Annotated in this window: 9 protein-coding genes; 5 read left to right on the plus strand and 4 right to left on the minus strand. The window is 64.3% G+C overall.

Annotation, left to right across the window (positions count from 1 at the left end):
- Nucleotides 1-2 precede the first annotated feature (2 nt).
- A complete protein-coding gene (gene acnA / locus WDB66_RS06345; RefSeq protein WP_339397689.1) occupies nucleotides 3-2,765 on the plus strand; it encodes an aconitate hydratase AcnA in 2,763 nt (920 codons plus the stop codon).
- 292 nt (nucleotides 2,766-3,057) lie between these two features.
- On the plus strand, nucleotides 3,058-3,549 hold the full coding sequence (locus tag WDB66_RS06350; protein WP_339397690.1) for a hypothetical protein: 492 nt from the start codon (nucleotides 3,058-3,060) through the stop codon (nucleotides 3,547-3,549).
- Nucleotides 3,550-3,755: 206 nt separating this feature from the next.
- Here the strand turns inward: WDB66_RS06350 and WDB66_RS06355 are convergent, their stop codons facing one another.
- Nucleotides 3,756-4,160: a globin gene (locus WDB66_RS06355; RefSeq protein WP_339397691.1), complete on the minus strand. Its 405-nt coding sequence runs from the start codon at nucleotides 4,158-4,160 to the stop codon at nucleotides 3,756-3,758.
- A gap of 299 nt (nucleotides 4,161-4,459) precedes the next feature.
- Here WDB66_RS06355 and parE point away from each other — a divergent pair, with 299 nt between their 5' ends.
- Both parE and WDB66_RS06365 read left to right on the plus strand, forming a co-directional pair.
- Nucleotides 4,460-6,364: a DNA topoisomerase IV subunit B gene (gene parE / locus WDB66_RS06360; protein ID WP_339397692.1), complete on the plus strand. Its 1,905-nt coding sequence runs from the start codon at nucleotides 4,460-4,462 to the stop codon at nucleotides 6,362-6,364.
- 277 nt (nucleotides 6,365-6,641) lie between these two features.
- Nucleotides 6,642-7,268 carry a PepSY domain-containing protein gene (locus WDB66_RS06365; protein WP_339397693.1) on the plus strand — a complete coding sequence of 209 codons (627 nt, stop codon included), beginning with the start codon at nucleotides 6,642-6,644 and terminating at the stop codon, nucleotides 7,266-7,268.
- 117 nt (nucleotides 7,269-7,385) lie between these two features.
- Here the strand turns inward: WDB66_RS06365 and ahpF are convergent, their stop codons facing one another.
- Nucleotides 7,386-8,975 carry an alkyl hydroperoxide reductase subunit F gene (gene ahpF / locus WDB66_RS06370; RefSeq protein WP_339397694.1) on the minus strand — a complete coding sequence of 530 codons (1,590 nt, stop codon included), beginning with the start codon at nucleotides 8,973-8,975 and terminating at the stop codon, nucleotides 7,386-7,388.
- 179 nt (nucleotides 8,976-9,154) lie between these two features.
- A complete protein-coding gene (ahpC, locus tag WDB66_RS06375; RefSeq protein WP_339397695.1) occupies nucleotides 9,155-9,718 on the minus strand; it encodes an alkyl hydroperoxide reductase subunit C in 564 nt (187 codons plus the stop codon).
- A 351-nt stretch (nucleotides 9,719-10,069) separates the two neighbouring features.
- Here ahpC and typA point away from each other — a divergent pair, with 351 nt between their 5' ends.
- Entirely contained in the window at nucleotides 10,070-11,899 is a 1,830-nt protein-coding gene (typA, locus tag WDB66_RS06380) for a translational GTPase TypA (RefSeq protein ID WP_339397696.1), read from the plus strand.
- A 115-nt stretch (nucleotides 11,900-12,014) separates the two neighbouring features.
- Here the strand turns inward: typA and WDB66_RS06385 are convergent, their stop codons facing one another.
- Nucleotides 12,015-14,048: a S9 family peptidase gene (locus WDB66_RS06385; protein WP_339397697.1), complete on the minus strand. Its 2,034-nt coding sequence runs from the start codon at nucleotides 14,046-14,048 to the stop codon at nucleotides 12,015-12,017.
- Between the last annotated feature and the right edge of the window lie 59 nt (nucleotides 14,049-14,107).

The following is a 14,107-nucleotide window of genomic DNA, read 5'->3' on the forward strand; positions in this document are numbered from 1 at the left end:
CCGTGAAAGACACCTTCGCCACCCGCGCCACCCTCGATGTCGGTGGCAAGCAATACCACTACGCCAGCCTGCCGAAACTGGGCGAGCGCTTCGACCTCAGCCGGCTTCCCTTCTCGCTAAAAATCCTGCTGGAAAACCTGCTACGCAACGAAGATGGCGTCAGCGTCACCGCGCAACACATCGAAGCGGTGGCCAACTGGAATCCAGCCGCCGAGCCCGCCACCGAGATCGCTTTCATGCCGGCGCGCGTGGTGCTGCAGGACTTCACCGGCGTGCCCTGCGTGGTCGATCTGGCCGCGATGCGCGATGCCGTGGTCAAGCTCGGCGGCAAGCCCGAGCAGATCAACCCGCAGATTCCGTCCGAGCTGGTCATCGACCATTCGGTGCAGGTGGACGTGTTCGGCCAGGCCAACGCGCTGGACGTCAACGGCCGCATCGAATTCGAGCGCAACCGTGAACGCTACGCCTTCCTGCGCTGGGGCCAGAAGGCATTCGACGATTTCCGCGTGGTGCCACCCAACACCGGCATCGTGCACCAGGTCAATCTGGAAAACCTCGCCCGCGTGGTGATGGCGAGCGAACGCAACGGCGAGCTGTTCGCCTACCCGGACACCGTGTTCGGCACCGACAGCCACACCACGATGATCAACGGCATCGGCGTGCTGGGCTGGGGCGTGGGCGGCATCGAGGCCGAAGCCGCGATGCTGGGCGAACCGTCCTCAATGCTGATCCCGCAGGTGGTCGGCTTCGAGCTGACCGGCAAGCTGCCCGAAGGCGCCACCGCCACCGATCTGGTGCTGACCGTGACCCAGATGCTGCGCCAGCACGGCGTGGTCGGGAAGTTCGTCGAGTTCTTCGGCTCCGGCCTGCAGCATCTGCCCCTCGCTGACCGCGCCACCATCGGCAACATGTCGCCCGAATATGGCGCCACCTGCGGCATCTTCCCGATCGATGCCGAAGCCATCCGCTACCTGCGCCTGTCAGGCCGCAGCGAGGAACAGATCGCGCTGGTGGAAGCCTATGCCCGCGCCCAAGGCCTGTGGCACGACCAGGACAGCCCTCCGGCGCAGTACAGCGCCACGCTGCGCCTGGACATGGGCACGGTGAAACCGTCGCTGGCCGGTCCGCGCCGTCCGCAGGACCGCGTGCTGCTGGAAGACATGCAGCGCAACTATCGCGGCTCGCTGCCTTCGTTCACCCCGCTGCGCGACAAGCGCAGCCGCGACATCGCCGATTTCATCGCAGAAGGCGGCTCGGCCGCGGTTGGCAACGAGAACCTGCAGAAGGGTGTGGCGCGCATCACCCTCAACGGTGAACAGGTCGCGCTCAAGGACGGCGCCGTGGTGATCGCCGCGATCACCTCCTGCACCAACACTTCGAACCCGGCGGTGATGCTTGGCGCCGGCCTGCTGGCCCGTAATGCCGCCGCACGCGGCCTGAAGCCCGCGCCCTGGGTCAAGACCTCGCTCGGGCCCGGCTCGCGCGTGGTCACCGACTATCTGGACAAGGCCGGCGTGCTGGCCGATCTGGAAAAGCTCGGCTTCTACGTGGTCGGCTACGGCTGCACCACCTGCATCGGCAACTCCGGCCCGCTGCCAGCGGAAGTTTCGGCCGGCATTGCCGAAGGTGATCTGGTCGTGGCCTCGGTGCTCTCGGGCAACCGCAACTTCGAAGGCCGCATCCACGCCGAAGTGAAGATGAACTACCTCGCCTCGCCGCCGCTGGTGGTGGCCTATGCCATCGCCGGCACCGTCGATATCGATCTCACCCGTGAACCGCTCGGCCTCGACCGCGACGGCCAGCCGGTGTTCCTGCGCGACATCTGGCCCAGCAACAAGGAAATCGGGGACTTCATCGCCAGCACCATCGGCCCGGAAATGTTCAAGCAGAACTACGCCGATGTATTCAAGGGCGACAGCCGCTGGAACAGCATCGAATCCCCCGACGACGCGCTGTACGCCTGGGAGGCGTCCTCCACCTACATCAAGAACCCGCCCTACTTCGACGGCATGCCGGCCCAGCCGGGCCATATCGAAGACATCTCCGGGGCACGGGTGCTGGGCCTGTTCGGCGACTCGATCACCACCGACCACATTTCCCCGGCCGGCAGCATCAAGAAGGACTCCCCGGCCGGGCGCTACCTGCTCGGGCGCGGCGTGCAACCGGCCGACTTCAACTCCTACGGCAGCCGTCGCGGCAATGACGATGTGATGCTGCGCGGCACGTTCGCCAACATCCGCATCAAGAACCTGATGCTGGGCGGCGAGGAAGGCGGCAACACGCTGTATTACCCGCCCGAGGACGACGCGCCGCCGCAGCGCATGTCGATCTATGACGCCGCGATGGCCTACCGCGAACGCGGGCTGCCGCTGGTGGTGCTGGCTGGCCACGAATACGGCACCGGCTCCTCGCGCGACTGGGCCGCCAAGGGCACCAACCTGCTCGGGGTCAAGGCGGTGATCGCGGAAAGCTTCGAGCGCATCCACCGCTCCAACCTGGTCGGCATGGGCGTGCTGCCGCTGCGCTTTGTCGAAGGCCAATCGATCAGTTCGCTCGGCTTGCGCGGCGACGAGGTGTTCGACATCCAGGGACTGGAAAACGGCACCGCCCGCTTCGCCAAGGTGGTGGCACGCCGCCCGGACGGCACCCAGCTGAACTTCCAGGCCGAAGTACTGCTGCTCACGCCCAAGGAAGTCGAATACTTCCGCCACGGCGGCATCCTGCACTACGTGCTGCGCAAGCTGGCGGCCACCGGCGGCAACTGACACGGGACGTGGTGGCAGTTCACGAGGAATACGCAGGGATGGGTTCGCAGGAATCCGTCCCTGTTTTTTCAGGCGCATCCAGGTAGATGCCTCGCTGGATACCGTACAAGCACAGCGCCTTGTCCGTCTGCAGGCCCCGTGTGCAGTACCGCAGCCTGGTTCAGTGCGTCAAATTCAAGTCATGTACGCTCGCCGGATTCACATCTCGACACCTCGACCGGCTGAGCGCAGCTTTGCACTATCCGGCCACGGTCTTAGACTTCACGCCTTCCCCTTCATCATCGGTGCCACCGTGACCCGAACCCTTCTGCCCGCTTCCCGTCGTCTGGCCCTGGTACTGGGCCTCCTCGCCTGCGGCCTGGCGCCGTTCGCCGCCGCGCAGTCGTTTTCCACGCTGGAGGAGCGCATGAGCGTGGCGCAGTTCCGCGCCGCCGGTCTGGACAAGCTGAGTCCGGAAGAGTTGGCCCAGCTCAATGCCTGGTTGCAGCAGAATGTCGGCGGCAGCGCAGCGTACGGCGGGCAGCCCGTGAGCGACGGCCCTGCCGTGGCCGATACCGGCGATGGCCCAGTGCACAGCCGCATCCTGGGCGAGTTCCGCGGCTGGGAAGGCAAGACCATCTTCAAACTGGAAAACGGCCAGGTCTGGCAGCAGGTCGGCAATGATCCGTGGCGTGGCGTGAAGCTGGAAAACCCCTCGATCACGATCCGGCCCGGCTTCATGAACAGCTGGACGCTGCGGGTCGAGGGTTACAACACCACGACCAAGGTGCGCCGCATCCGCTGATTTCCCGCCACCGGAACCCCGTGTGGCAGCCCCCGGCTTCGTACATCGTCCGCTTGGGGGCGTGACCCGCAGCAGCATGCTGGCAGCGCCCGGATCGCTGCGGGGCATTACGACAGACAAATGAAAAATGCGATGCGCGGTCTGGCCACGTATCGCGTTTTTCTTGCCGGACCGGTGATCGCCGTTCAGCGGTCACCGGCTGTTTCTCAATACCGCTCGGTGAACGAGGAAATGACCTTGTTCATGCCTTTGCGCCAGCGCTCCAGCAGCTTGTCATCGGCCTGCGGATCGGTCTCGCTGACGGCGGTCACCAGACTTTCGACCCAGTACCTGTAGAGCGAGGGCGGCACCGGAACGCGACCCTTGCGCGAGTGCACCTCGGCCATGCGCTTGACAGTGTTCTCCGCCAGGCGGCTGCCACTGGCATGCTCGATCCCGGCGCTGATGCCGCGCCGCAGGGCCAGTCGCTGGGTGTTGAAATCGGTCTTGGCGAACATCGGTGCGATGTCGGGATGGCTGACCATGAAGATTTCATAGAAACGCTCGATGAAGTTCTTCTCGCGCAGGCAGCGGCCATAGCTCTGCTGCAGGTCATCGTAGTTTTCCAACATCCACCTCTTTTTTATTAGAATCTTCTTATTTTAGGGGATAGCCCGACATAGGGCAACACGAAGTACCTCGTTCGGGGTAAACAATTGTTGCGGCGCAACATGGGGGTATGAACATCGGGCAAGGTGGCAATTCAGCCCAGAAAGCCCTGCTTTGCGATCTTCCGGCACATGCCGATCCCGTGATGCCCTGCAAAACCGGCGGCAACGGCAAGCCGGCCTTGCATCCCGCCCGGACATCTTGATTCATCCGCGCCGCCCCGCCATCCTGCACGGCTGCCTTTCCGGATTCTGCTGCACCCATGAGCACCCGCTACGACGCCGCCGATATCGAAGTTCTTTCCGGCCTGGATCCGGTCAAGCGCCGCCCCGGCATGTACACCGACACTTCGCGCCCGAACCATCTGGCCCAGGAGGTCATCGACAACTCGGTGGACGAGGCGCTGGCCGGACACGCCGGCAGCATCGAGGTGACACTGCACCCCGATGGCAGCTGCGAAGTGGCCGATGATGGGCGTGGCATGCCGGTGGACGTGCATCCGGAAGAAGGCATCCCAGGCGTCGAATTGATCCTGACCCGGCTGCATGCCGGCGGCAAGTTCAGCGGCAAGAACTACACCTTCTCCGGCGGCCTGCATGGCGTCGGCGTGTCGGTGGTGAACGCGCTGTCGACCCGACTGGATGTCTACATCAAGCGCGATGGTGCCGAATACCACATGTCCTTCCGCGATGGACTGGCCGATTCCACATTGACCCAGATCGGCACCGTGGGACGACGCAACAGCGGTACGCGGCTGCATTTCTGGCCGGATCCGAAGTATTTCGACAGTCCGAAATTCAACCTGCGCCAGTTGCGCCATGTGCTGCGCGCCAAGGCCGTGCTGTGTCCGGGGCTGCGGGTATCGCTGTTCGATGTGGCCAGCGGCGAGCGCGACCAGTGGCATTACGAAAACGGCCTGCGCGACTACCTGCGCGGCATGCTGGGCGATCACGCCTACCTGCCGCCGGAGCTGTTCCTGGCCTCGCAGACACGCGAACAGGAAGCCTGCGAGTTCGCCCTGTGCTGGGTGCCGCCGCCGGAATCGGGCGTGCTCGAACTGGTGCAGGAAAGCTACGTCAACCTGATCCCGACCGCGCAGGGCGGCACCCACGTCAACGGCCTGCGCACCGGCCTGACCGAGGCGCTGCGCGAGTTCTGCGATTTCCGCAGCCTGCTGCCGCGCGGCGTCAAGCTGGCGCCGGAAGATGTCTGGGACCGGATCAGCTACGTGCTCAGCGCCAAGCTGGCCGATCCGCAGTTCTCCGGCCAGACCAAGGAGCGCCTGTCCTCGCGCCAGGCCGCCGGTTTCGTGGAAGGCACCGCGCACGATGCCTTCTCGCTGTGGCTGAACCAGAATGTGGAACTGGGCGAAAAGATCGCGCAACTGGCGATCGAGCGCGCTTCGGCCCGGCTCAAGACCGAAAAGCAGATCGTCCGCAAGAAGATCACGCAAGGCCCCGCCCTGCCCGGCAAGCTGGCCGACTGCGCCTCGCAGGATCTGTCACGCACCGAGCTGTTTCTGGTGGAAGGTGATTCGGCCGGCGGCAGCGCACGGCAGGCGCGCGACAAGGATTTCCAGGCCATCCTGCCGTTGCGCGGCAAGATCCTGAACACCTGGGAAGTGGCCAGCTCCGGCGTGCTGGCCTCGCAGGAAGTGCACGACCTGGCCGTGGCGATCGGCTGCGATCCGGGTTCGGCCAACCTGGAAGGCCTGCGCTACGGCAAGGTCATCATCTTGGCCGACGCGGACTCGGACGGCCTGCACATCGCTACGCTGCTCGCGGCGCTGTTCCTGAAGCACTTCCCGGCGCTGGTGCGGCGTGGTCATGTTTTCGTCGCGATGCCGCCGCTGTTCCGCATCGACGTGGGCAAGCAGGTGTTCTACGCGCTGGATGACGAAGAGCGCCGCATCCTGCTGGAGCGGATCGAGCGCGAGAAGATCAAGGGCGCGGTCAATGTCACCCGCTTCAAGGGTCTGGGCGAAATGAACCCGTCGCAGCTGCGCGAATCCACGATCGATCCGGATACCCGCCGTCTGGTGCAGCTCACCGTCGAGGATGGCGAACAGACCGCCTCGCTGATGGACATGCTGCTGTCCAAGAAGCGCGCACCGGACCGCAAGACCTGGCTGGAAACCAAGGGCGACCTGGCGACGCTGGAAACCTGAACTGGTTGGACGTCTTCACGTCCACATGAAAGCGGATTTGCCGGCTAGGCCGCAGGGAAGCGCCACCCATCAGGCCGCCCGCGACCTGCATGGATGATGCATCCAGAAGGCTGCCATCGTGGCGGGAGCCGTCGCAGCAGCAGCGCGCTGCTTCTCCCGGCCATGACAGCCGATCAACACACCCTCCGATGCCCTTCAAACCCCGTTTATGCAGCTTCCTGCACAGTGGATAGCGTCGGCATACCGCCGAACCCGCTTTCCCCACAGGAGCAGTCCCATGCCTTACGTCAAACCCTTTGTTGCCGCGCTGGCTTTGATGCTGACCGCACCAACCGCCTTTTCCCAGTCTCCCGCGCTTGACTCCGTCAGCGCCCGCCAGCAGATGACGGCCGCCGGGCACGAGAACATCTCCGATCTCGAGTTCCGCCACGGCCACTGGACCGCCGAAACGCGAGGCCCGGATGGCCGCAAGCTGGATCTGCTGCTGGATGGGGACAGCGGGCTGGTTCACGTATTCCACGGCCGCGACAGCAGCACGCTGTCCTCGACCGATGTCCGCACCCTGGTGCTGGATGCCGGTTTCGTGGATGTGCGCGATATCGAATTCGATGATGCCTTCTGGGAAGTGGAAGCCATCGATGCCCACGGACGCGAATTCGATCTGGTGCTGCATCCGGTCAGCGGCAACATCCTCAACGCACCGCAGGATCCGGCCGGCAGCACGCCACTGAATGTCGACGATATCCGTTCCCGCCTCGGTGCGGCCGGCTACAGCCGGATCGAGGACCTTGAATTCGATGACGGCCACTGGGAGGCCGAGGCTACCAACGCACGCGGCGAACGTGTGGAACTGAAGATCGACGCCTACAGCGGTGCCGTGACGCACGAACGCCGCGAAGACTGAACGCGTCATCACGCTCTTATCGTCATAGGCAGCAACGGAAAAAGCCGCACCCTTTCAGGTGCGGCTTTTTCATTTCGCGATGGAAGGTTCCGTGCGAGACGGAACCGGTTCCGCTGATCAGGCGGCTTCGGTCTTGGCTTCCGCCGGCGCGCTGGTGCGGACCAAGTGATCGAATGCAGCCAGCGAGGCAGTGGCACCGCCGCCGATCGCGACCACGATCTGCTTGTACGGCGTGGTGGTGACGTCACCGGCCGCGAACACGCCGGGGATGTTGGTCTGGCCACGCGCATCGATGACGATCTCACCGCGCGGACTCAGTTCCACACCGCTGTCCTTCAGCCAGTCGGTGACCGGCACCAGGCCGATCTGGACGAACACGCCCGCCAGGTTCAGCGTATGCGTCTCGCCGCTGGCGCGATCCTTGTAGGTCAGGCCGGTCACGCGGGTACCGTCGCCCAGCACCTCGGTGGTCTGCGCGTTGCGGATCACGGTGACGTTGGGCAGGCTCAGCAGCTTGCGCTGCAGCACCGCATCGGCGCACAGCTCGGGCATGAATTCGATCAGGGTGACATGGGCCACGACGCCGGCCAGGTCGATCGCGGCCTCGACACCGGAGTTGCCACCGCCGATCACCGCAACATCCTTGCCCTTGAACAGCGGGCCGTCACAGTGCGGGCAATAGGCCACGCCCTTGGTGCGGTATTCGATTTCACCCGGTACGCCGATGTCGCGCCAGCGCGCACCGGTGGCCAGGATCACGCTCTTGCTGCGCAGCGTGCCGCCATTGGCGAACTGCACCTCGTGCAGGCCGTCCTTGCCGGGGATCAGCTTCTGCGCGCGTTGCAGGTTCATCACGTCCACGTCGTATTCGCGCACGTGTTCCTCCAGCGCCACGGCCAGACGCGGGCCCTCGGTTTCCTTGACCGAAATGAAGTTCTCGATCGACAGCGTATCCAGCACCTGGCCGCCAAAACGCTCGGCCGCCACGCCGGTGCGGATGCCCTTGCGTGCAGCATAGATCGCGGCTGCGGCACCGGCCGGGCCGCCACCGATGACGAGCACGTCGAACGGCTCCTTCGCATCCAGCTTGCCGGCCTCGCGCTCACCGGAATTGGTGTCGAGCTTGGCGACGATCTCTTCCACGCCCATGCGGCCCTGGCCGAAGCGTTCGCCGTTCATGAAGATGGTCGGGACCGTCATCACTTCGCGGCTTTCGACCTCATCCGGAAAATAGGCGCCATCAATGGCGATGTGCTTGACGCGCGGGTTCAGCACACTCATCAGGTTCAGCGCCTGGACCACGTCCGGGCAGCTCTGGCAGGACTGAGAGAAATACGTCTCGAACACGAAGTCCCCGTCCAGATCCTTGATCTGCTCCAGGATTTCCTGTTCCAGCTTGGGCGGATAACCGCCGACCTGCAGCAGCGCCAGCACCAGCGAGGTGAACTCGTGGCCCATCGGCAGGCCGGCGAAGGTCAGGTTGATGTCCTGCCCCGGGCTGGTCAGCGCGAAAGCCGGCACGCGCTCGCTGCCTTCGCTGCGGCGGATCTCCAGCGAAATCTGCGCCGAGGCCGCCTTCACGTCCTCCAGCAGCGCGCGCATTTCGGCCGAAGCCTCGCCCTCATCCAGCCAGGCGGTGATCTGGATCGGCCGCACGACGCGCTCCAGATAGGCGGCAAGCTGGGTCTTCAAACCGTCATCCAACATGGTGCGACTCCTTTTTTCAGGCTGAGTGAAGCCGGGACGGTCCGCAGTACGGCCGCCAGGCATCGGTACGGTGGGAACAAATCACAGCAACCGCCGCGCAGTGGCTGGGATTTGCTCCCACCCCCGCAACTGCGGGGATGGGAACGCAGCGGCCGGAACGCAAGCTCCGGCCAGCCGGATCAGATCTTGCCGACCAGGTCCAGCGACGGTGCGATGGTCTTGGCACCTTCCTTCCACTTGGCCGGGCATACTTCACCCGGGTTGGCGGCGGTGTACTGGGCGGCCTTGAGCTTGCGCACGGTTTCGGACACGTCGCGGGCGATCTCGTTGGAATGGATTTCCATGGTCTTGATCACGCCTTCCGGGTTGATCACAAAGGTGCCACGCAGGGCCAGACCTTCTTCCGGAATGTGCACGCCGAAGGCGTTGGTCAGCTGGTGGGTCGGATCACCGATCAGCGGGAAGCGCGCCTTGCCGACGGCCGGCGAGGTTTCGTGCCACACCTTGTGCGAGAAATGCGTGTCGGTGGTGACGATGTAGACCTCGGCACCCATCTTCTCGAACTCGGCGTAGTTTTCGGCCGCGTCTTCGATCTCGGTCGGGCAGTTGAAGGTGAAGGCCGCCGGCATGAAGATCAGCACCGACCACTTGCCCTTCAGGCTTTCTTCGGTGACTTCGATGAACTTGCCGTTGTGGAAGGCGTTGACCTTGAACGGCTGGACGGCGGTATTGATAAGGGACATCGCGATGACTCCTTGGGTTGGGGTTGAAGGGATGGATGAAGGAGGGAGTGATGGGTCTGGAGGACTCAACGGGGACAATTCTAGCCCGTTGAATTAAATAGTCAAAATTGATTGATACAATCACTCATATAGACAAAAGCTATCACAGGGCCTCCAACCCCCATTCTCCCCCAACTGCCTGAACGGCACTTACGCGCGGCTGCACGCTTTGCCGTATAATGCGCTGCACCATGATGCGTGAACGACGCGGGCGATCGACAGATCGCTCGCGTTTTCGTGTTCCTGTCGCCTGCCAGGATTCGCTTTTCCTTCCACCGGCCCGTCTTCGACCCGCCTTCATAGCCCGTGCCCATGACTATCCAGAACCTTCGCAACATCGCCATCGTCGCCCACGTCGACCACGGCAAGACCACCCTCGTCGACAGCCTGCTGAAGAACTCCGGCACGCTGAACGAGCGCACCACGCTGGCCGAACGCGTGATGGACAGCAACGATCAGGAAAAGGAGCGCGGCATCACCATCCTGGCCAAGAACACCGCGATCAACTGGCGCGGCAACCGCATCAACATCGTCGATACCCCGGGCCACGCCGACTTCGGCGGCGAGGTCGAACGCGTGCTGTCGATGGTGGATTCGGTGCTGCTGCTGGTCGATGCGATGGATGGGCCGATGCCGCAGACCCGCTTCGTGACGCAGAAGGCGTTCGCGATGGGCTTCAAGCCGATCGTGGTGGTGAACAAGGTCGACCGCCCGGGTGCGCGTCCGGAATGGGTGGTGGAGCAGATCTGGGATCTGTTCGACCGCCTCGGCGCCACGCCCGAGCAGATGGATTTCCCGATCATCTACGCCTCCGGCCTGAACGGTTATGCCGGCCTCACCGACGATGTGCGCTCAGGCGACATGACACCGCTGTACGAGGCCATCATGCAGCACGTGCCGGCGCCGCAGGTTGAAACCGATGGTCCGTTCCAGATGCGCATCAGCCAGCTGGACTACAACAACTTCGTCGGCGTGATCGGCATCGGTCGCATCCAGCGCGGCAAGGTACGCACCAACATGCCGGTCAGCATCATCAACCGCGAAGGCAAGAAGCGCCAGGGCAAGGTGTTGCAGGTGCTGGGCTTCATGGGGCTGGAGCGGCATGAAGTGGAAGAGGCCCAGGCAGGCGACATCATCGCCATCTCCGGCATCCAGGAGCTGACCATTTCCGACACCATCTGTGCGCTGGACACGCCTGAGGCGTTGCCACCGCTGACCGTGGACGAGCCGACGATTTCGATGACCTTCCAGGTCAACAACTCGCCGTTTGCCGGCAACAAGGACCTGTCCGGCGGCAAGTTCCTGACCAGCCGCCAGCTGAAGGAACGCCTGGACCGCGAAAAGGTGCACAACGTGGCGCTGAAGGTCGAACAGCTGCAGGACGCCGACAAGTTCCTGGTCTCCGGCCGTGGCGAGCTGCACCTGTCGGTGCTGATCGAAACCATGCGACGCGAAGGCTATGAATTGGCGGTGTCGCGCCCGGAAGTGATCATCAAGGAAATCGACGGCCAGCTGATGGAGCCGATCGAGCAGCTGGTGGTCGACGTGGAGGAAACCCACCAGGGCGGCGTCATGGAAAAGCTCGGCACCCGCAAGGCGGTACTGAGCAACATGGAATCGGACGGCAAGGGCCGGGTGCGGCTGGACTACATGATTCCGGCACGCGGCCTGATCGGCTTCCAGAACGAGTTCAAAACCCTGACCCAGGGCTCGGGTCTGCTGTTCCACGTGTTCGACCATTACGGCCCGAAGGAACAGGGAGCGATCGCCAAGCGCATCAACGGCGTGATGATCGCCAATGCCGCCGGCACCACACCGGCCTACTCGCTCGGCCCGTTGCAGGATCGCGGCCGCCTGTTCGCGGCCGAAGGCGACAACGTCTATGAAGGCCAGCTGGTCGGCATCCATTCCAAGGACAACGACCTGACCGTCAACGTGATCAAGCCCAAGCCGATGAGCAACGTGCGTGCCGCCGGCAAGGACGACGCCATCAAGCTGACGCCGGCGATCAAGTTCTCGCTGGAGCAGGCGCTGGACTTCATCGAAGACGATGAGCTGGTGGAAGTCACACCGAAAGAAATCCGCCTGCGCAAGAAGCACCTGACCGAGAACGACCGCAAGCGCGCCAGTCGCGCCGCCTGAAGCTGAAGCCGCACACCACACGGCCCCGTGCATCACCCCTGAAGGGGAAAGATGCACGGGGCCGTTGTCATCTCAGCCGCACGAAGCGGTGATGGGCCAGGTCCATGGGCCGGATCTATTCGAAGCGGTAGTCGATCCGCGCCGCTGGTGGCTCACCGCCCGGGCCTTGCAGGTAGTGCTCCATCCACTGCATCAGGCGCAGCGAATAGTCCCAGCGCGACGCCGCGCGCGCATTGCCGTGGCCCTCGCCTGGATACAGCACCAGCCGCACCGGCGCCTTGCCGGCCAGTTTCAGATAACGGTACATGCTGCGCGACTGGGTTGGATCCACGCGCGGATCGGCATCGCCGTGCAGGATCAAAGTCGGCGTACGGTTGCGCTGCACATGCCGGATCGGGCTGGCCCGGGTGAACAGATCCCAGTCTTCCCACGGCCACACCTGATAATGCGAGCGGTGGAATTCATTCGGAATGTCGCTGGTGCCCAGCAGGCCGATCTTGTCGGTGATCGCCACGAACATCACCGCCGCGGCGAAATGTTCGCTGTACCAGGTCGCGCCCCAGGCGGTCGCATAGCCGCCATACGAACCGCCACTGATGCCGACCTTGCTCCTGTCGACGAGACCGCTCGCCACCAGATGTTCGACGCCATCGATCAGATCATCAAATTCCTCCTGCGCCGGCCGCCCATGGTTGAGCTTGGAAAAAGCCACGCCGCGCCCGGTGCTGGCGCGGTAATTGGGCAGGAACGAGGCAAAGCCCTTCGCCGCAGCGTGCTGTACCGGCTGGCTGTAGCTGGTCACCCAGCCATTGGAGACATGCGATTCCGGCCCGCCATGCACGAACAGCAGCAGCGGCACCTGCGCATTGCGGCGGCGCTGCAGCGGATGCACCAGGATGCCCTCGATTTCCAGGCCATCGCGGGCGGTGTAGCGCACCACTTCCTGCCGTGCCAGCGTCACGTCCGCCAGCCACGGATTGTTGTCGGTCAGGCGCTGCGGCGCATGGACGCCGGCAGCCAGAGTGAACACTTCCGGCGGATGCTGCGGTGTGCTGCCCACCAGCGCCAGACGCCCGTCGCGCGCCAGCGCCAGGCGCGAATACACCGGCGTATCGCGCGCCAGCAGGGTGCGCTGATTGCCGTCCAGATCCACTTCGCCGATGCGGGTGGCGGTGCCTTCGTTGCTGATGAACACCATGCGGTGCGGATCGCGCCATTGCAGGTTCCAGACATGGCCCTCAAGCCCGGGCAGCAGATCGCGCTGCACACCACCATCGCGCCCGACCACGGTCAGCCGGCCTTCGCGCGGATCGTTCGCATCCTGCGCGGAAATGATCGCCAGCTGCGAGCCATCGGTGTTCCATGCCAGCTGGCCAAGCTTGCCGGGGTTGTCGACCCGGCCCAGTTCGCGCCCATCGCGCGCCCGCACGATGCGCACCCGCGCCGCAACCATGACATCGTCGATGCGCTCGTTCGGCGTCACCACCAGCGCCAGCCGGTCGCCAGCCGGACTCCAGTGCACCGACTGCACCGAACCTTCGATTTCCAGCGGCGTCGCGGCAGCGGCTGGATCATCCAGCGCTGCGATCCAGACCCGCGCCCGGCGCGTGCCCTCTTCCACCACTTGCGCGTTGAAACCCTTGTCGCGCATGGCCTTGAGTTCGGGATCTTCCGGTTCCAGCGCCACCAGCGCGACCTGTTGTCCATCGGGTGAAACGCTGAAGTTGCGGATATCGCTGTCCAGCATCCGCAGCCGCTGCGCACCGCCACCATCGAACGGAATCCGGTACAACGATCGATAGTTGTCGCCAGCTCCCCGCATCAGGAAGACGATGCCGCCATCCGGCAGCCAGCGTGGCGCGGCGACATTGACTTGGCCACTGATATACGGACGCGAGCGGCCAGCCGTATCGACCACATGCAGTTCCGCCCATGCTGGCCCGTCCTTGTCCTGGCCCGGCACGCGCGGCACGGAAAGGATGTAGGCGATCGCACCACCCTGCGGCTGGATCGCCACATCGGTAACACTGCGCGTGAGCGCGACCTGCTGCAGACTCATGCCGTCCTTCGCCGCTGCCAGCGGGACCAGCAGCAGCATCAGCAGCGCCAGGGCGCCGAGGCCCGCCGCGCGTGCAGGTGATCGGTTCATTGCAGTCTCCGGGTTTGCCAACATCGCCCGGAACTCTACCTGCAAACTCCGGCGCGACG

The sequence above is a fragment of the Denitratimonas organivorans genome (assembly GCF_037478135.1).
Classification (GTDB): Bacteria; Pseudomonadota; Gammaproteobacteria; order Xanthomonadales; family Xanthomonadaceae; genus Denitratimonas.

What these genes read in the sequence shown, in the direction of transcription:
- WDB66_RS06355 (WP_339397691.1), bottom strand. Translation starts at nt 4,160, where the DNA reads ATGTTGGAAAACTACGATGACCTGCAGCAGAGCTATGGCCGCTGCCTG.
- parE (WP_339397692.1), top strand. Translation starts at nt 4,460, where the DNA reads ATGAGCACCCGCTACGACGCCGCCGATATCGAAGTTCTTTCCGGCCTG.
- ahpC (WP_339397695.1), bottom strand. Translation starts at nt 9,718, where the DNA reads ATGTCCCTTATCAATACCGCCGTCCAGCCGTTCAAGGTCAACGCCTTC.
- ahpF (WP_339397694.1), bottom strand. Translation starts at nt 8,975, where the DNA reads ATGTTGGATGACGGTTTGAAGACCCAGCTTGCCGCCTATCTGGAGCGC.
- WDB66_RS06365 (WP_339397693.1), top strand. Translation starts at nt 6,642, where the DNA reads ATGCCTTACGTCAAACCCTTTGTTGCCGCGCTGGCTTTGATGCTGACC.
- typA (WP_339397696.1), top strand. Translation starts at nt 10,070, where the DNA reads ATGACTATCCAGAACCTTCGCAACATCGCCATCGTCGCCCACGTCGAC.
- WDB66_RS06385 (WP_339397697.1), bottom strand. Translation starts at nt 14,048, where the DNA reads ATGAACCGATCACCTGCACGCGCGGCGGGCCTCGGCGCCCTGGCGCTG.